This is a genomic window from Pseudoalteromonas sp. SWXJ133, assembly GCF_015864365.1.
In the GTDB taxonomy this organism is placed as follows: Bacteria; Pseudomonadota; Gammaproteobacteria; order Enterobacterales; family Alteromonadaceae; genus Pseudoalteromonas; species Pseudoalteromonas arctica.
The window spans coordinates 1-18,298 of the sequence record NZ_JADYXJ010000001.1 but is presented as its reverse complement, the minus strand read 5'-3'; the positions used below and the strand labels follow the sequence as shown (position 1 = coordinate 18,298).

General features: G+C 43.0%; 17 protein-coding genes. 7 read left to right on the top strand and 10 right to left on the bottom strand.

All coding sequences use genetic code 11. From position 1 onward, the window contains the following. Positions 1 to 129 precede the first annotated feature (129 nt). The 9 genes from I6F40_RS00085 to I6F40_RS00045 form a co-directional block, all read right to left on the bottom strand. Positions 130 to 1,011 (bottom strand): LysR family transcriptional regulator, encoded by an 882-nt coding sequence (locus I6F40_RS00085; protein WP_165727509.1) that lies wholly within the window; start codon positions 1,009 to 1,011, stop codon positions 130 to 132. A 333-nt stretch (positions 1,012 to 1,344) separates the two neighbouring features. Further along, entirely contained in the window at positions 1,345 to 2,001 is a 657-nt protein-coding gene (locus I6F40_RS00080; RefSeq protein ID WP_077537942.1) for a CoA transferase subunit B, read from the bottom strand. 14 nt (positions 2,002 to 2,015) lie between these two features. Further along, a complete protein-coding gene (locus I6F40_RS00075) occupies positions 2,016 to 2,714 on the bottom strand; it encodes a CoA transferase subunit A (protein WP_166419003.1) in 699 nt (232 codons plus the stop codon). Positions 2,715 to 2,788: 74 nt separating this feature from the next. Beyond that, entirely contained in the window at positions 2,789 to 3,685 is an 897-nt protein-coding gene (locus I6F40_RS00070) for a hydroxymethylglutaryl-CoA lyase (protein ID WP_197192309.1), read from the bottom strand. Beyond that, a complete protein-coding gene (locus tag I6F40_RS00065; RefSeq protein WP_197192308.1) occupies positions 3,685 to 5,703 on the bottom strand; it encodes an acetyl/propionyl/methylcrotonyl-CoA carboxylase subunit alpha in 2,019 nt (672 codons plus the stop codon). The genes I6F40_RS00070 and I6F40_RS00065 overlap by 1 nt, the downstream gene beginning before the upstream one ends. Positions 5,704 to 5,711: 8 nt before the next feature. Continuing rightward, entirely contained in the window at positions 5,712 to 6,482 is a 771-nt protein-coding gene (locus I6F40_RS00060) for an enoyl-CoA hydratase/isomerase family protein (protein WP_165727513.1), read from the bottom strand. Between the two features lie 12 nt (positions 6,483 to 6,494). Next, complete coding sequence (locus I6F40_RS00055; RefSeq protein WP_197192307.1) at positions 6,495 to 8,114, bottom strand: carboxyl transferase domain-containing protein; 1,620 nt, start codon at positions 8,112 to 8,114, stop codon at positions 6,495 to 6,497. Between the two features lie 10 nt (positions 8,115 to 8,124). Beyond that, positions 8,125 to 9,300 (bottom strand): isovaleryl-CoA dehydrogenase, encoded by a 1,176-nt coding sequence (locus I6F40_RS00050; RefSeq protein ID WP_024590171.1) that lies wholly within the window; start codon positions 9,298 to 9,300, stop codon positions 8,125 to 8,127. A 46-nt stretch (positions 9,301 to 9,346) separates the two neighbouring features. Beyond that, positions 9,347 to 9,781 (bottom strand): MerR family transcriptional regulator, encoded by a 435-nt coding sequence (locus I6F40_RS00045; RefSeq protein ID WP_024592405.1) that lies wholly within the window; start codon positions 9,779 to 9,781, stop codon positions 9,347 to 9,349. A 330-nt stretch (positions 9,782 to 10,111) separates the two neighbouring features. On the opposite strand from I6F40_RS00045, the gene I6F40_RS00040 reads away from it, so the two are divergent. The 7 genes from I6F40_RS00040 (at position 10,112) to I6F40_RS00010 (ending at position 17,882) form a co-directional block, all read left to right on the top strand. Continuing rightward, on the top strand, positions 10,112 to 11,293 hold the full coding sequence (locus I6F40_RS00040; protein ID WP_197192306.1) for a thiolase family protein: 1,182 nt from the start codon (positions 10,112 to 10,114) through the stop codon (positions 11,291 to 11,293). 125 nt (positions 11,294 to 11,418) lie between these two features. Then, positions 11,419 to 12,909, top strand: coding sequence for a CoA-acylating methylmalonate-semialdehyde dehydrogenase (locus tag I6F40_RS00035; protein WP_197192305.1), 1,491 nt, complete (start codon positions 11,419 to 11,421; stop codon positions 12,907 to 12,909). Positions 12,910 to 13,076: 167 nt separating this feature from the next. After that, positions 13,077 to 14,234 (top strand): acyl-CoA dehydrogenase family protein, encoded by a 1,158-nt coding sequence (locus tag I6F40_RS00030; RefSeq protein WP_165727517.1) that lies wholly within the window; start codon positions 13,077 to 13,079, stop codon positions 14,232 to 14,234. Between the two features lie 10 nt (positions 14,235 to 14,244). Continuing rightward, complete coding sequence (locus tag I6F40_RS00025) at positions 14,245 to 15,036, top strand: enoyl-CoA hydratase (protein ID WP_197192304.1); 792 nt, start codon at positions 14,245 to 14,247, stop codon at positions 15,034 to 15,036. Continuing rightward, positions 15,036 to 16,178, top strand: a complete 1,143-nt coding sequence (locus I6F40_RS00020) for an enoyl-CoA hydratase/isomerase family protein (protein WP_197192303.1) — start codon at positions 15,036 to 15,038, stop codon at positions 16,176 to 16,178. Before I6F40_RS00025 ends, I6F40_RS00020 begins: the two co-directional genes overlap by 1 nt. 24 nt (positions 16,179 to 16,202) lie before the next feature. Further along, entirely contained in the window at positions 16,203 to 17,102 is a 900-nt protein-coding gene (mmsB, locus tag I6F40_RS00015) for a 3-hydroxyisobutyrate dehydrogenase (RefSeq protein WP_197192302.1), read from the top strand. A gap of 9 nt (positions 17,103 to 17,111) precedes the next feature. Next, positions 17,112 to 17,882, top strand: coding sequence for an SDR family oxidoreductase (locus I6F40_RS00010; RefSeq protein ID WP_197119139.1), 771 nt, complete (start codon positions 17,112 to 17,114; stop codon positions 17,880 to 17,882). 75 nt (positions 17,883 to 17,957) lie between these two features. Here the strand turns inward: I6F40_RS00010 and I6F40_RS00005 are convergent. Further along, positions 17,958 to 18,298: tyrosine-type recombinase/integrase (locus I6F40_RS00005; protein ID WP_197192301.1), on the bottom strand; the 341-nt coding region annotated here is incomplete at its 5' end.

The following is an 18,298-nucleotide window of genomic DNA, read 5'->3' as shown; positions in this document are numbered from 1 at the left end:
TAGTCTAAGGCTTGGTGTTAAGCTTATGTATTTAAATAAAAAATACTATTAAAAATTGCAGGGAGGTTTAGACGAGTTCAGTAATAAAACACAGAGTGGGTTGTATTAATGAACTCGTCTAATAGGGGATTATTCTTGGATTTTTCTAAACGTATTTACAACCCACTTCGCAAATAAATCAAGCGGGTGATTAGGTGTGCTTGATTCGTGCTGCACTAAATAGTATTTATCTTTAGTTGTTAAAGGCTGCTCGAATAATTTGTACAGCCATTGCTCATCTAACCAGCTTTGACTAATAGGCAGTGGAATAAGCGCAATGCCCATGCCTTGCTGCGCTGCACGCGCTACACCAAACATGCTATCTATTTGAATAATCTGCGAAGGAGAAAAGTCATCAATACCCGCTTTTTCGGCCCACTGGTGCCATGCCCAAGGGCGAGCTTTGTGGAGGATGAGGGGAACTTGGTTAAGCGCTTGACGATGATCGTCTTTCCATTGATCGAGCAATTTTTTATTACATGCAGGAATATATTCAAGGTTAAACAACTCTGTTGCTAATCCTTCAGTAGGTTTACCTGAGGACAATACAATAGATAAATCGCTATGACGCGTTAACTCTTTGCGTGTTTTAAGCGTGTCCATTTGCAGGTTTATATTAGGGTGCTCTGACGTCCACTCACTTAATTTAGGCATGAGTAGCTCGCTGGCAAAAAACTCAGGCAACGTAATTGTCAAATTTGTATTTTGCTGCATCTGACTAAACTCGTTAATGGTGCCCTCTAACATTGTGATGATAGGAGACACTGCATCAAAAAAGTTTTTACCCGCTGTGGTTAAGCTAATTGAACGCGTTTTACGTTGAAAAAGTTCAATACCAAGTTGTTCTTCAAGTTGTTTTATTTGATGGCTTACCGCAGACGGCGTTAAGTACAGCTCATTAGCTGCATGCTTAAAACTTAGGCTTCTTGCGGCAAAGCAAAAAGAGCGAAGGCCACGAATCGGAGTTTGCATGTTTTCCAGAATTATTTAATTTATTGAGACGCCTTACTTAGGCAAAATTTGAACCAACTATTTAATATTTAAATATCAGTAGGTTAAAAATAAATTTAACGCTAGTTCACAAAAAGGGTGCAGACTATCCACAAAATAGTGCAAAGAATCTAAGCGCTTACATTTAATTTATATTTGTATTATAGATAAAATTTACTACAGATGTATGAATGACGGTAAAAATAATGGCAAAAGATAAAAAAAATCCCTCGTGAGAGGGATTTTGGGTAACTCAGCGCCATTGGCACTGGGAATGAGGTCGGTACAGGGTAAAGCGTTATTTTAAGCTAAAGCCTAAAAAACCATTTCTGGTACTTCACCGTCAACAAGTAATTTACCTGCTGTTTTACTAATGATTTCATCAACAGTTACGCCCGGAGCGCGTTCTAATAAATGAAATGCGCCGTCTTTAACTTCTAATACGGCTAAATCTGTTACTATTTTTTTTACGCAATTAACGCCAGTAAGCGGTAAAGAGCAGGACTCTAATAGTTTAGAGTCACCATGCTTACTTGCATGGGTCATAGTAACAATAATATTTTTCGCGCCAGCGACTAAATCCATCGCGCCACCCATGCCTTTAATCAGCTTTTTAGGGATCATCCACGATGCGATGTTGCCGTTCTGGTCAACTTCAAATGCACCCAGAACAGTTAAGTCTACATGACCACCCCGTATCATGGCAAAACTATCTGCACTATTAAATATGGCTGCACCTTTAGCTGCTGTCACGGTTTCTTTACCCGCGTTAATCATATCGGCATCTAGCTCTGCTTTAGTCGGGTACGGGCCCATGCCTAAAAGGCCATTTTCGGACTGTAACATAACTTCAATATCATCCGGTACATAGTTTGCGACGAGTGTCGGAATTCCTATGCCCAAATTTACGTAGTAACCGTCTTGAAGTTCTTGTGCAACACGCATTGCAACTTGTTCACGTGATAATGCCATAATTATGCTCCTGCTTAATCTCGTGTTGTTACACGTTCAATGCGTTTTTCAAAGTTGCCTTTAATAACGCGATTTACAAAAATACCCGGGGTATGAATTTGGCTTGGTTCAAGCTCACCCGGCTCTACAATTTCTTCAACTTCGGCAACGGTAATTTTACCCGCTGTTGCAGCCATTGGATTAAAGTTCATGGCGGTGTGTCTAAACACTAAATTACCATAACGATCGGCTTTCCACGCTTTTACTATGGCAAATTCACCGGTTATAGACTCTTCTAAAATATACGGGCGACCATTAAATTCTTTTACGTCTTTTCCTTCAGCCACTGGAGTACCGTAACCTGTAGCGGTATAAAACGCAGGGATACCCGCGCCACCAGCACGCATTTTTTCAGCAAGTGTACCTTGGGGTGTAAGTTCTACATCAATTTCGCCACTTAATAACTGCTGCTCGAATAGGGCGTTTTCGCCAACGTATGAGGCAACTACTTTTTTAATTTGTTTGTCTTGTAATAAAATACCTAAACCAAAGTCATCAACACCACAGTTATTAGATACCACGGTTAAGTCTTTTGTTTGCATGTGCTTAATTTGTTTAATTAAGCCCTCAGGAATACCACATAAACCAAAACCACCGGCAATAATAGTATCGCCGTCTTTTAATCCTTCCATTGCAGCTTCGTAACTAGAAACTACTTTATCAAAACCGGCCATGAGTCTCTCCTCATTGTGTGCTATTTATTGTTAACTATCTTGTATTAGTAGTGAATTATCATTTTATAAGATAGCTATTTAGTGTGTAGTGCCACAGATACTTTGCTCACAGGTTGCTTACCAAGTACTTTGGTTATCTCCCAGCCAGCATCACTTAACCTTTGTAAATCAATTCCATGCTCAATGCCAAGCCCTTGTAGCAAGTAAACTACATCTTCGGTGGCAACATTTCCTGACGCACCCTTAGCATAAGGGCAGCCACCAAGGCCAGCCACTGCCGCGTCAACCGTTGCTATACCTAGGTTTAAGGCTGCGTAAATATTTGTGAGCGCTTGGCCGTAAGTATCGTGAAAATGCACGGCTAACTTGGTTTTATCAATGTGTGTTAAAAGTAATTCTATTAGCTGCGTTACTTTTTTAGCAGTGCCAACACCTATGGTATCGCCAAGGCTTACTTCGTAACAGCCTAAGTCTAATAGTTTTTGCGACACACTCAGCACTGCTTGTGGGTCAATTTCACCCTCGTAAGGGCAACCTAGTACACAGCTTACATAACCACGTACGCGGATATTATTCGCTTTAGCAAACGCCATTACTTCACTAAAACGCTCAATACTTTCATCAATTGAGCAGTTTATATTTTTTTGACAAAACGACTCACTCGAAGCGGTAAATATAGCAAACTCTTTAATGCCGACGTCGTGCGCTGCTTGTGCACCTTTTAAATTAGGGGTAAGGGCACTTAGGTTTACATCAGGTAAATCAAGGGCTGATATTACATCCGCTGAATCTGCCATTTGCGGCACCCACTTAGGGGATACAAACGCGCCAGCTTCAATGTCTTTTAAACCTGCAGCACTTAGCGCGTTAATAAGCGATACTTTATCGGCTGTACTGACTGTTTTTTCGTTTTGAAGGCCGTCTCGCGCGCCAACTTCTACAATACGTACTTTACTCGGAAAAGCACTCATTATGCACCTTCCTCAGTCGTATCTTCGACTATTGCAAGCAGGGCACCATGGGTTACCAATTCACCTTCACCAAAGCAATAGCTTTTTAAAATGCCGTCGTGTGGTGCGTTAAGCGTGTATTCCATTTTCATGGCTTCAATAATAACAACCGCATCGCCTTTGGTAATTGTGCTACCAATTTCAATTAAGTGTTTTACTACCGTGCCATTGAGCGGGGCGGCAAGGGGCAATGCTTCGCTTTCGTGCGAACTAATATAATGTTTATCAACTAGTTCAAGCTTAGTTTGCAGTGCTTTATTCATCACCGTCACACTATTAGCTACTGTACTATTGCCAACGGTATTATTACCTACCGTATTTACGTGCGCGCTGTATTTTTCGCCGTTAATAAATATGCTGCACAGGCCATTATTTAATGTGCCTTGTAGGTTAAATACGTGCTCGTTATGCGTAATACTATAGCCCGCTGTGGTTTTTATAGCGCTTAGCTGTAAATCGGCAAAAGGGACTTTAATTACTTGCTGCGTATTGAGTGTAAAACCGCTTAGTTGTTGCCAAGGGCTTACACTCTTTGCTGCATTTTGTGTATTAGTTAACGATTTTAAATATGCAAACGCACCAATAAGTTGGCTTGCTTGCAACAATTTCTCATCAACCGCTACTAACGAGTCGCCTTGCTCTGCAATAAAGTGCGTACTTGGCGCACCTTGTTTAAACGTAGAGTGGCTTGCTAAATTATGTAAAAAACCAATGTTAGTGCTAAAACCCGCTAAATGAAATTGCTCAAGGGCGTGTTGTAAACGGCTCAGTGCTTGTTCGCGATTGTCGTCGTGCACAATTAGCTTTGCAATCATCGGATCGTAAAACGGGCTGATTTCATCGCCTTGTGCAATACCTGTATCAATGCGTACAAATTCACTGTTAAGTGGTGTATGTAGTGCTTCAATCGTGCCTGAGCACGGGATAAAGTCGTTGGCTGGATCTTCTGCGTATATACGCGCTTCAAAGCTATGACCCTGTAATTGAATATCACTTTGTGTTAGTGGCAATGTTTGCCCACCCGCAATATTAATTTGCCAGTTGACTAAATCTACACCGGTTACCATTTCGGTCACGGGGTGCTCTACTTGAAGGCGGGTGTTCATTTCCATAAAGAAAAATTCATCGCCACACAGTAAAAACTCAACCGTACCTGCACCTCTATAATTTATAGCCAATGCACAACGTACAGCCGCTTCGCCCATTTCTTTGCGTAGTTCGTCAGATAAACCCGGAGCAGGGGCTTCTTCAATTACTTTTTGATGACGACGTTGCAAAGAACAATCACGATCGCCTAAATAAACACAGTTACCATGGTTATCCGCAAATACTTGCACTTCAACATGGCGAGGCTGGTTTACGTAGCGCTCAAGCAATACTAAATCGTTACCAAAACCGGCAATCGCTTCACGTTGTGCGCCCTCAAGTGCACTCATAAATTGTTTGGCATTTTGTACAACGCGCATGCCTTTACCACCGCCACCAAAGGCGGCTTTAATTAGTACAGGGTAGCCAATTTTTTCAGCTTCACTTTGTAAAAAAGCAGGATCTTGTTTATCGCCATAATAACCTGGTACTAACGGCACGTTAGCAGCTGCCATTATTTCTTTAGCGCGGGTTTTAGACCCCATAGCTTCAATGCTACTTGCTGGTGGTCCTACAAACGCAATGTTGTTAGCTTCGCAGGCTTTAGCAAATTCGCTGTTTTCAGATAAAAAACCATACCCTGGATGAATACAATCAGCGCCGCAGTCTTTGGCAACTTGTAAAATTTTGTCTGCTACTAAATACGAATCTTTACTTGGTGCAGCACCAATATGGTAAGCCTCGTCGGCCATTTTTACGTGTTGAGCATGTTTGTCTGCATCAGAATAAACCGCGACCGTGGTTAAGCCCATTTGTTTTGCAGTGCGCATTACTCGACACGCAATTTCTCCACGATTGGCAATCAGTATTTTTTGTAATCGTTGTGTGTTCATAATCAATCCTACAGTTGCCAAGCGGGTGGGCGTTTATCAAAAAAAGCAGTTAGCCCTTCTTGACCTTCTTCAGATACGCGAATTTTTGCAATACGCTCTGCGGTAAGCTCAATGAGTTCATCGGTTATTGGCTTATTTGCGACATCGTTAATTAATGCTTTTGCGGCTTTTACTGCAACAGGCCCGTTATCAACCAGTGTTTGCAACATGTTATCGAGCGCACAGTCTAAATTACCGGTTACTTGATGAATTAAACCCAGTTGCTTAGCAGTATGCGCATCAAATACTTCAGCCGTTAAAAAGTATCTGCGAGCAGAGCGCTCACCAATGGCTTTAATTACATACGGGCTAATAACAGCCGGAATAAGGCCAAGCTTTACTTCGCTTAAACAAAATTGCGCATCGTCTTTACTAAGGGCTATGTCGCAACAGGCTATTAAGCCCAGTGCACCACCAAAAGCAGCCCCTTGCACGGCGCAAATTGTAGGGTGCGGCGAGCTTGCTAACACTTGCATTAATTTAGCTAATTGCATTGAGTCAGCTAAATTATCGGTGTAGTTGTTATCCGCCATTGATTTCATCCAGGCTAAATCGGCGCCGGCTGAAAAGTGTTTACCCTCTGTTTTTAAAACCAAAGCACGAATATCGAGCGTATTTGCATGTTCAATACACTGAATCAGCTCGTGTATTACTTCGCTATTAAATGCATTTCTTTTTTCTGGGCGGCTTAACACAAGTACAGCCACATTAGATTTTGTTATTTGTAGTGTTACTGACATTTTGCGCTCCGGTTACATTCTAAATACGCCAAATTTCGAATCACGTTTTGGTGCGTTATTCGCAGCCGTTAACGCAAGCCCTAATACATTACGCGTATCGGCAGGGTCTATAATACCGTCGTCCCACAAACGTGCGCTGGCGTAATACGGATGACCTTGCTCTTCGTACTGTTCAATAATTGGCTTTTTAAAGTCACTGATTTCTTGCTCGCTCATGCTTTGACCTTTGCGTGCTAAACCATCTTGTTTAACTTGCGCCATTACACCCGCTGCTTGCTCGCCGCCCATTACCGAGATACGGGCATTAGGCCACATCCACATCATGGTTGGTTCAAATGCACGGCCACACATTCCGTAGTTACCTGCGCCGTAAGAGCCGCCAATAAGTACTGTAAATTTAGGCACATCAGCACACGAAACCGCCATCACCATTTTAGCGCCGTGCTTAGCAATGCCTTCGGCTTCGTATTTTTTACCCACCATAAAGCCGGTAATATTTTGTAAAAACACTAAAGGAATATTGCGCTGAGCACACAGCTGAATAAAGTGCGCGCCTTTTTGCGCCGACTCACTAAATAAAATACCGTTATTAGCCACTATGCCAACGGGGTTGCCATAAATGCTGGCAAAACCTGTGACTAACGTTTCACCAAAGTAGCGTTTAAATTCATCAAATGATGAGTCATCTACTGTGCGGGCTATTACTTCGCGTACATCAAATGGCTTTTTAAGGTCGGTGCCTACAATGCCGTAAAGTTCGTTAATATCGTAACGCGGTGGTTTTACATCTTCTAGTTCTTGTTTAAGTAACGGCGCTGTAGGGCGTGTGTAGTTAATGCGCTCAATACATTGGCGCGCAATAGACAGGGCATGAGCATCGTTTTCAGCGTAGTGATCGGCAACACCCGACACTTTACAGTGCACATCGGCGCCGCCTAGTTCTTCAGCGGTTACTTCTTCGCCCGTTGCTGCTTTTACAAGGGGCGGGCCTGCTAAAAATATAGTGCCTTGATCTTTTACAATAATGCTTTCATCGGCCATAGCGGGTACGTATGCACCACCTGCGGTACATAAACCCATTACCACGGCAATTTGTGGAATACCTTTACCCGACATACGGGCTTGATTGTAAAAAATACGACCAAAATGCAGCTTATCCGGAAATACATCGTCTTGCTCAGGCAGGTTAGCACCGCCCGAATCTACAAGATAAATACACGGTAAGTGGCAACGCTCGGCGATATCTTGTGCGCGTAAATGCTTTTTAACGGTAAGCGGAAAATACGTACCGCCTTTAACCGTGGCATCGTTTGCAATAATCATGCATTCAATGCCTTTAACACGGCCAATACCGGCTACAACACCGGCGCACGGTATTGCTTGTTCGTACACACCAAAGGCAGCAAATTGCGATATTTCTAAAAACGCTGAGCCTTCATCAATTAATGTACTTATACGGTCGCGAACAAATAATTTACCACGGCCTTCGTGGCGTTCCTTTAATGCCGCGCCTCCGCCTTGGCTAATTGTTGCTACTTTACTGCGTAAATCGTCCACCAGCGCCGACATGTTTTTATGGTTTAGCACAAACGTTGGATCGTGAGGATTAACGCTCGATTTTAAAATCGTCATGGTTTAATCCTTAACGGCTTTCAGTGAAAAGTTCGCGGCCAATAAGCATGCGGCGTATTTCTGATGTACCTGCACCAATTTCGTATAATTTAGCATCACGAAGCAGGCGGCCTGTTGCGTATTCGTTTATGTAGCCATTTCCGCCTAAAATTTGAATCGCATCAAGCGCCATCTTAGTCGCAAGCTCTGCGGCATATAAAATGGCACCGGCAGCATCTTTACGGGTTGTTTCACCACGGTCACAAGAGCGAGCTACCGTATACACATATGAGCGCGCAGCGTTCATTTGTGTATACATGTCGGCTACTTTGCCCTGAATTAACTGAAATTGACCAATAGGAGTGTCAAACTGTTTACGCTCATGAATGTACGGTACTACTATATCCATACACGCTTGCATTATGCCAAGCGGGCCTGCTGCAAGCACTACGCGTTCGTAATCAAGGCCACTCATAAGTACTTTAACGCCTTCGTTTAAGTTACCTAAAATGTTTTCCTCGGGTACTTCACAGTTTTCAAATACTAGCTCACAGGTGTTTGAGCCACGCATGCCCAGTTTGTCGAGTTTTTGCGCCGTAGAAAAACCAGGAAAGTTGCTCTCAACAATAAACGCGGTAATACCTTTAGCGCCGGCGTTTAAATCTGTTTTAGCGTAAATAACGAGTGTGTGTGCGTCGGGGCCATTGGTGATCCACATTTTGTTGCCGTTTAAAATGTACTTATCGCCTTTTTTTTCAGCTTTAAGTTTCATCGATACAACGTCAGAGCCCGCATTAGGCTCGCTCATTGCAAGAGCACCAATGTGCTCGCCACTAATAAGCTTTGGTAAGTATTTTTCTTTTTGAGCTTGTGTGCCGTTACGGTTAATTTGATTAACACACAGGTTAGAATGTGCTCCATAGCTTAAACCTATAGAGGCACTGGCACGGCTAATTTCTTCCATAGCAATAACATGTTCTAAGTAACCTAAACCGGCGCCGCCAAGTTCTTCAGATACGGTCATACCCAGTACACCCATTTCGCCCATTTGTGCCCAAAGTTGATTTGGAAAAGCGTTATCTAAGTCAGTTTTTTCAGCAAGCGGGGCAATTTCCTGACTCGCAAAACTGTTTACGTGGTCGCGGATCATATCGGCGGTTTCGCCTAGGCCAAAGTTCATTTCTTTATATAGTGAAATAGTGCTCATGATTCATTCCTGTGTGTCGTCAGTGTGTTGTTATTCTTAAAATAGGCTACTCGTCTATTTTGTTAAGTGTGTCTCTGCAGCGGCGTTCGGCCGTCACTAATTCCATAAGAACAACTTTAATGTCGTCCATTTGTTGAGATAGATCAGACTTTTTATCAGCTATTAAATCAAGCATGGTAACCAGCTGCTTAGCGCTCGACTTATCAGCGTCGTACAGTTCAAACAAACGGCCAGTTTCGGCAAGCGTAAAGCCCAATCGTTTACCACGTAATATTAGTTTTAAGCGCACTTTGTCGCGTTTTGAATAAATACGGGTTTGACCATTACGATCAGGCGTTATTAGCCCTTGGTCTTCGTAAAAGCGAATAGAGCGGGTAGTAATGTCAAACTCTTTAGCGAGTTCGCTAATACTAAATGTTTGTTCATTACTTGCCGGCATTTTGGCAGAGCTTGCAAAGTTTGTTTGATTATCTGGTTTCATAGTTGTATTTACCTCATTCGAATAACTCCAATATAAGTGAAGTTTACGTAAAGGTAAAGCTTGGCGTGATTTGAAACTATTTATAAAGGAGTGTTGGTGTGAAATGTTAAATTATATTATTAATATTCAATGGTTTAATTTTATTTGTTTGATGCAGACTTACGACTGGAAAATAATACTTACACTTTTAAAACTAAAAATTAAGCTGTTTTTAGTTGACGTTGGCGTAAACGTTAGTATTGTGTGTAGGTATTAAATAATAAATGAATACTAAATTAATAGAGCAAATATACTAACAATTATTTGCATTAAATTACAACGGAGTTAGTTATGACTTTAGAATCAGTGGTAATTGTAGCAGCAAAACGCACCCCAATGGGTGGTTTTATGGGAGCGTTAAGCGATGCGCAGTCTACCGAGCTTGGCGCAACCGCCATTGCCAGTGCACTTGCACAAACTGGTTTAGCTAATGATGCTATAGACGAAGTAATTATGGGGTGTGTATTACCAGCAGGCCTTGGGCAAGCGCCCGCACGTCAAGCCATGTTAAAAGCAGGGCTTGCACTTAGCACCGGTGCTACAACAATCAACAAAGTATGTGGCTCTGGTTTAAAAGCGGCCATGCTTGCAAACGATTTAATTAGAGCAGGCTCTATTCAATCAGCTATTGCCGGTGGCATGGAAAGCATGACAAACGCACCGTACTTTATTCCAAAAGCGCGCGGCGGAATGCGTATGGGGCATGGCGAAATAAAAGATCACATGATGAGTGATGGCCTTGAAGATGCTTACGACAACAAAGCAATGGGCTGTTTTGCACAAGACACCGCCGACGAATACGGCATAGGTCGCGAGCAAATGGATAAGTTTGCACTGGGCTCATTAAGTAAAGCAAAAGCCGCAATACAAAACGGCAGTTTTGATAACGAAGTTGCCCCGCACACAATGCAAACACGCAAAGGCGATGTAACAGTATCGATAGACGAGCAACCAGGTAACGCCCGCCCAGAAAAAATTCCAAGCTTACGTGCAGCATTTAAAAAAGACGGCTCCATTACAGCCGCTAATTCATCGTCAATTTCAGACGGTGGCGCAGCGCTTATATTAATGAGCGAATCAAAAGCAAAAGAGCAGGGCTTAACACCGCTTTGTAAAATTGTCGCGCACAGTACGCATTCTCAAAAACCAAGTGAATTTACAGTTGCGCCCGTAGGCGCAATGAATAGCGTGCTTGAAAAAGCAGGTTGGACAACCGCCGATGTTGACCTTTGGGAAATTAACGAAGCATTTGCCATGGTAACTATGCTGGCTATTAACGAGTTAAAACTTGATGAAAGCAAAGTAAACGTTAACGGCGGTGCATGTGCACTTGGCCACCCAATTGGTGCAAGCGGCGCACGTATTTTAGTAACGCTTATTCATGCCCTTAAAAACCGAGGCCTCAAAAAAGGTATTGCGTCTTTATGTATTGGTGGCGGTGAAGCGGTTGCTATGGCCGTAGAAGCATATTAACTAGGTATTTAATAGTTATAAGAAAGCTGTACGAATAACTATAAAAGCGCTGCACTAATAATACTAACAAAGCGGCGCTACCAATTTTAAAAGAGAACACACAACTCACACACTAGGATTTAATCATGCACCAAGTACCACTACTTATTAATGGCGAATTTATTCAATCAGCATCAAAAGAGCTTATCGATGTTATAAACCCAGCAACTCAAGAAGTACTTGCACAAGTGCCATGTACCACCGAGTCAGAAATGGACGCGGCAATTGCCTCAGCCTCTGAGACGTTTAAAACATGGAAAGACGTACCTATTACAGAACGTGCTCGCATTATGATGAAGTACGCGGCGCTATTAAAAGAACATCACGATGAGCTTGCTACTATTATTTGCCACGAATTGGGTAAAACATTTGAAGATGCAAAAGGCGATGTTTGGCGTGGTATTGAAGTAGTAGAACAAGCAGCTAATGCTCCATCATTAATGATGGGTGAAACAATGGAAAACGTAGCGCGCAAAATCGATACGTATTCTTACATGCAGCCACTTGGCGTATGTGCGGGCGTTACTCCGTTTAACTTCCCTGCAATGATCCCACTTTGGATGTTCCCGCTGGCTATTGTGTGTGGTAACACCTTTATTTTAAAACCGTCTGAGCAAGATCCACTTACACCAATGCGCTTAGCAGAGCTATTTATTGAAGCCGGTGCACCAAAAGGCGTATTACAAGTTGTTCACGGTACAAAACCACAAGTAGACCGCCTATTAGAAGATAAAGCAGTACGTGCTATTTCGTTTGTTGGCTCGTGTGGTGTAGGTGCTTATATTTATTCTAAAGGCACACAAAATCTTAAACGTGTGCAAGCGTGTGTTGGTGCTAAAAATCACATGGTTATTATGCCTGATGCAAGTAAATCGCACGTTGTAAACAACTTAGTAGGCGCATCAGTAGGTGCAGCTGGTCAACGTTGTATGGGTATTTCGGTTGCTGTATTTGTAGGTCAAGCGAGCGAATGGGTAGACGAAATTAAAGCAGGCTTTGAAAATGTACGCCCAGGCGTGTGGGATGATGCAAACGCGGCATACGGGCCACAAACATCAAAAGCAGCAAAGTCGCGTATTTTATCGCTTATTGCCGGTGGTAAAGAGCAAGGCGCTACCTGTTTAATTGATGGCTCAGACTTTACAGTTGAAGGGTATGAGCAAGGTAACTGGGTTGGCCCAACGTTATTTACTGACGTAACCAAAGAAATGGATTTATACAAAGAAGAAATATTTGGCCCCGTACTGGCGTGTATGTTTGTAGACACGCTTGATGAAGCAATCGCACTTATTAACGACAGCCCTTACGGTAACGGCACCTCGTTATTTACCTCAAGCGGCGCAGTAGCTCGTAAATTCCAACACGAAATTGAAGTAGGGCAAGTAGGTATTAATGTACCAATTCCGGTGCCACTTCCGTTCTTTTCGTTCACTGGTTGGAAAGGCTCATTTTACGGCGATACGCACACGTACGGTAAGCAAGGTATTCGTTTTTACACAGAAACTAAAACGATTACCTCACGTTGGTTTGAAGACGATATCGCTTCGGGTCCAAACATGAGCATTAACTTAAAATAATCGTAATTAAAAAATGAGTAAATAAAAGAATAATTAATAATAAAGATGGGCGCGAAGGCTACTTCACACACAACACACATAAGCCTTCGCCGCTCGTCACGATATCCCCGTAACGGGAAACACTAACAACACAACTAACATAACTTACACAATTAAAGAGGTCTAACATGGACTTTAACTTATCTGAAGATCAACAAGCCTTTGCGCAAACAGCACGACAATTTGCCGAGTCAGAACTCGCACCTTATGCAGCAAAATGGGACCGCGAACATATTTTCCCTAAAGACACGATTAAAGCAGCAGGCGAGCTTGGTTTTTGTGGTTTATACACGCCAGAGGAAGCCGGCGGCCTTGGTTTATCACGTTTAGATTCGAGCATTATTTTTGAACAGCTTGCTATGGGCTGTACAGCAACCACGGCCATGTTAACCATTCATAATATGGCCACGTGGATGGTAGCAAGTTTTGGTACCGATGCAGTTAAAGACCAATACGTAGAGCAATTAGTCATGGGCGAGCTACTTGCCTCTTATTGTTTAACAGAGCCAGGCTCGGGCTCAGATGCCGCATCACTTAAAACAAAAGCTGTGCTTGAGGGCGATGAGTACGTTATTAACGGCTCAAAAATGTTTATATCGGGCGCTGGCGAAACCGAAGTACTAGTGGTAATGGCACGTACAGGCGGCGAAGGCGCTGCGGGTATTTCTGCATTTGTAGTGCCTGCCGACGCAAAAGGCGTTGAATACGGTAAAGCAGAAGAAAAAATGGGTTGGAACGCACAACCTACACGCCTAATTAGCTTTGAAGATGTACGCATTCCTGCGCACAACTTATTAGGGGCTGAGGGCGAAGGCTTTAAATTTGCGATGCAAGGCCTTGATGGCGGCCGAATTAACATTGCCACATGTTCAATTGGTACAGCGCAGGCAGCACTCAATACCGCCCGCGAATATTTAAAAGAACGTACACAATTTGGTAAACCACTCGCTGCGTTTCAAGCACTACAATTTAAAATTGCCGATATGAACACCGAGCTTGTAGCTGCGCGCCAAATGGTTAGGCTTGCTGCATTTAAACTTGATAATAACGACGTTGAAAAAACCACTTACTGCGCCATGGCTAAACGCTTTGCTACCGATGTTGGTTTTACCGTGTGTAACGACGCACTGCAAATTCATGGTGGTTACGGTTACATAAAAGAATACCCACTTGAGCGCCATGTACGCGATGTACGCGTTCATCAAATTTTAGAAGGCACTAACGAAATCATGCGTGTAATTATTGCGCGCCGTATTTTAGCTGAATCTGCAAGCGACGTTTTATAAGGAGCAATTTATGTCAGAATCTAAATCTAATCCAAGTATTGAACTTACAACCGAAGGTCACGTTGCAATTTTGACGATGTCTAACCCGCCAGCAAACACGTGGACAAAAGACACTTTAGTTGATTTAAAAAATACCGTTAACGAGCTAAACAATAATAAAAATATTTATGCCTTAGTACTGACTGGCGAAGGCGAGAAGTTTTTTAGCGCCGGTGCCGACCTAAACGTATTTGCAGGTGGCGATAAAGGCGTAGCCGCCGACATGTCGCGTGTATTTGGTGAAGCGTTTGAAGCACTGACTAATTTTAGAGGTGTGTCGGTCGCTGCCATTAACGGTTATGCAATGGGCGGTGGCTTAGAGGTTGCCCTTGCGTGCGATATACGTATTGCTGAAGAACAAGCACAAATGGCGCTACCTGAAGCTAAAGTAGGGTTATTACCGTGTGCGGGTGGTACACAAAATTTAGCATGGCTTGTAGGCGAAGGCTGGGCAAAACGCATGATTTTATGCGGCGAGCGCTTAAAAGCCGATAAAGCCCTGCAAATTGGCTTAGTAGAAGAAGTAGTGCCACAAGGCGAAAGCTTTGCTGCGGCATTAAAGCTTGCCAACCAAGTGGCCGATCAAAGCCCTACCTCAGTAGCTGTGTGTAAAACATTGATTCAAAAAGGGCGCCATCAACCAATGACAAGTGTTTTGCCTCTTGAACGTGAATTATTTGTTGGTTTATTTGATACCGAAGATCAACAAGAAGGCGTAAATGCCTTTTTAGAAAAACGCCGCGCTAACTGGGTAAACGGCTAATGAGTGCTTTAACAGTATTAAATAGCACCGATGAGCCCGTGATATTTGAAACCGCCACCGCAGAAAACGGCAGTTTAATAGGGCTTATTACACTCAATGCGCCAAAAGCGTTAAATGCACTTAATTTTGAGATGATCAAATTACTTGAGCCGCAATTGCGAACTTGGCAAGACGATGATGCTATTGCAATGGTGTTGTTAAAAGGCGCTGGCGATAAAGCATTTTGTGCTGGTGGCGATGTTGTAAGCCTTCATCGTGCAATGGCGCAAGGTAAACCAACAAGCTTAGCTGAAGAGTTTTTTACGCTTGAGTACAAGCTTGATTATCTTATTCATACCTTTGATAAACCTATCCTCGTTTGGGGTAACGGCATAGTAATGGGCGGCGGTTTAGGGTTAATGGCCGGTGCTAGCCACCGCGTCGTAACCGAAACATCACGCATTGCCATGCCAGAGCAAACCATTGGTTTATACCCAGATGTAGGCGGCAGTTACTTTTTACATAAAATGCCACAAAGCGTCGGGCTATTTTTAGGGCTAACGTCGGCCTCTATAAACTGCGACGACGCGCGTTTTGTATCGCTTGCCGATCACTTTATCGATAGCAACAAGTATGATGCCATGCTTGCGCAAATTTTAACTGCTAAGTGGGGAAAAACGGCAAGCCTAAATCATGACAGGTTAACCGATTTACTCACCGATTTAGACAACCGGTCGGCGCGTATGCCCAAAGGCAACGTAAAAGCTAACCTAAAAACGATTCAAAAACTGGGTGAGTTTACAACCTTGCAGGAGCAAGTTGATTACATTTTAGGGCTAACCACTGACGATAAATGGCTACAACGCGCTCAAAAATCACTTAAACATGGCTGCCCACTAAGTTGTGCACTTGTAAGTGAGCAATTAAAAACAAGCCAAGGCAAAAGCTTATTAGCGTGTTTTAAAATGGAGCTGGGTATGTCGGTTCGCGCTGGCGAAGTAGGTGAGTTTCAAGAAGGTGTAAGGGCGCTACTAATAGATAAAGACGGTGCGCCAAATTGGCAATACAAAACACTTAGTGATGTACCACAAACAATAATAGATAGCTTTTTTGCTAACAGCTTTGGCGAAAATCACCCGCTCAATGAGCTTGCTGTTAAATAAAATTGGTATCTAAAAGGAACAACTATGAGTAAATTAAACATAGGTTTTATTGGTTTAGGTAATATGGGCGGCCCAATGGCGGCTAACTTAATTAAAGCTGGGCATACAGTAAGTGTGTTCGATTTAAACCAATCGGTCGTAAATGAATTTGCAAGCAAAGGCGCAAAAGCAGCAGTTGATGCAAAACAGTGCGCAACTAATGCTGACGTACTTATTAGTATGTTACCAGCGGGCAAACATGTTAAGTCGCTGTACTTAGGTAATAACGACGACAACGGCCTAATTAACGTGCTGAGCAAAAATACATTAGTCATTGATTGCTCAACAATAGATGCAGAATCAGCACGTATTGTAGGCAGCGCACTTGGTGAACAAGGCATAAGCTTTGTAGATGCACCGGTGTCGGGCGGCGTTGCAGGCGCAACTGCTGGCACACTTACTTTTATTGTTGGCGGCGAAAAAGCAGCGTTTGATAAAGCAAATACAGTGCTGAGTGATATGGGTAAAAACATATTTCATGCAGGCGATATTGGCGCAGGGCAAGTTGCCAAAATATGTAACAACATGCTACTTAGCATTTTAATGGCAGGCACCAGCGAAGCACTGCAAATGGGTATTAATAACGGCCTAGATCCTAAAGTACTTAGCGACATAATGACCGCAAGTTCTGGCCGTAACTGGACGCTCGAACTTTACAATCCTTGCCCAGGTGTAATGGATACCGCACCTGCAAGTAACGATTACAAACCAGGCTTTATGGTTGATTTAATGGCTAAAGATTTAGGCCTTGCTATGGAAGCCGCGCAGCAAAGTAATTCATCAACCCCTATGGGTTCAATGGCTAAAAATTTATACACTATGCTACAGCACCAAGGTGCAGGTAGTGATGATTTTAGTGCCATTTTTAAACTGTTTTCTAAGTAGGAGCAACGCGTGGAAATTAAAAATAACACGGTAGTAATAACCGGTGGCGCACAAGGTTTAGGCTTTGCAATGGCGCAAAAGTTTGCACTTATGGGCGCAAACATTGCTTTAATAGATATGGCGCAAGAGCTTCTTAATACAGCATGCGAGCAACTCACACAGCTTGAAGGTGTCACAGGCAACATTAAAGGGTATGCCGCAAACGTAACCGCTGAAAGCGAAGTAGAAAACGTATTTAATACCATTAACAGTGATTTTGGCCACATTGGCGTGCTTATAAACAACGCCGGTATTTTACGCGACGGCATGTTTATAAAGGCTAAAGACGGCAAAGTCGTTAAAAAAATGTCTCTTGAGCAATTTCAATCAGTGATTGATGTAAACCTGACAGGTGTGTTTTTAGCAGGGCGCGAAGCGGCAAGCCACATGATTGAATCAGGCAAAGGCGGCGTAATCGTTAATATGTCGAGCGTAGCGCGTGCAGGTAACATAGGCCAAACAAATTACGCGGCATCAAAAGCAGGCGTAGTGGCACTTACCACCACATGGGCTAAAGAACTTGGCCGCTTTGGTATACGTGTAGGCGCTATTGCACCAGGTGTAATAAGCACCGCCATGACCGACGCCATGAAGCCCGAAGCCAAACAACGTATGCTTGCAGTAACGCCAGTAGGGCGCTTAGGCGAAAGCGACGAAATTGCCCATACCGCACAATACATAATCGAAAACGACTTTTTTACCGGCCGCGTAGTTGAAATAGACGGCGGTATTCGTTTGTAAAGTAAGTAGTTTTACGGTTGAATTTAAAAAGCATGGCGCTTGTGGGCTGTGCTTTTTTGTTTTAAATAGGGAAGTTTATAATCTTGAAAAAGGGCTAATAACACCGTTGGCACCTTGTTGTAGTACATGGGTATATATTTGTGTAGTACGCACATCACTATGACCTAGCTGTGTTTGTACTGTGCGGATATCAGCGCCGCTTTGCAGCAAATGCGTAGCGAAAGAGTGACGCAAAGTATGTGGGGTAACGTGTTTATTAATATGTGCATCAAAAGCGGCTTTTTTAACAGCGCGCTGTAATTGCTTTTCATCGATATGATGGCGCCTTAATTGCTTACTCTCGGGATCAAGACTTAATTTATGTGATGAAAATAAATATTGCCATCCCAGCTGCTTATTATGGTTTGGATATTTTT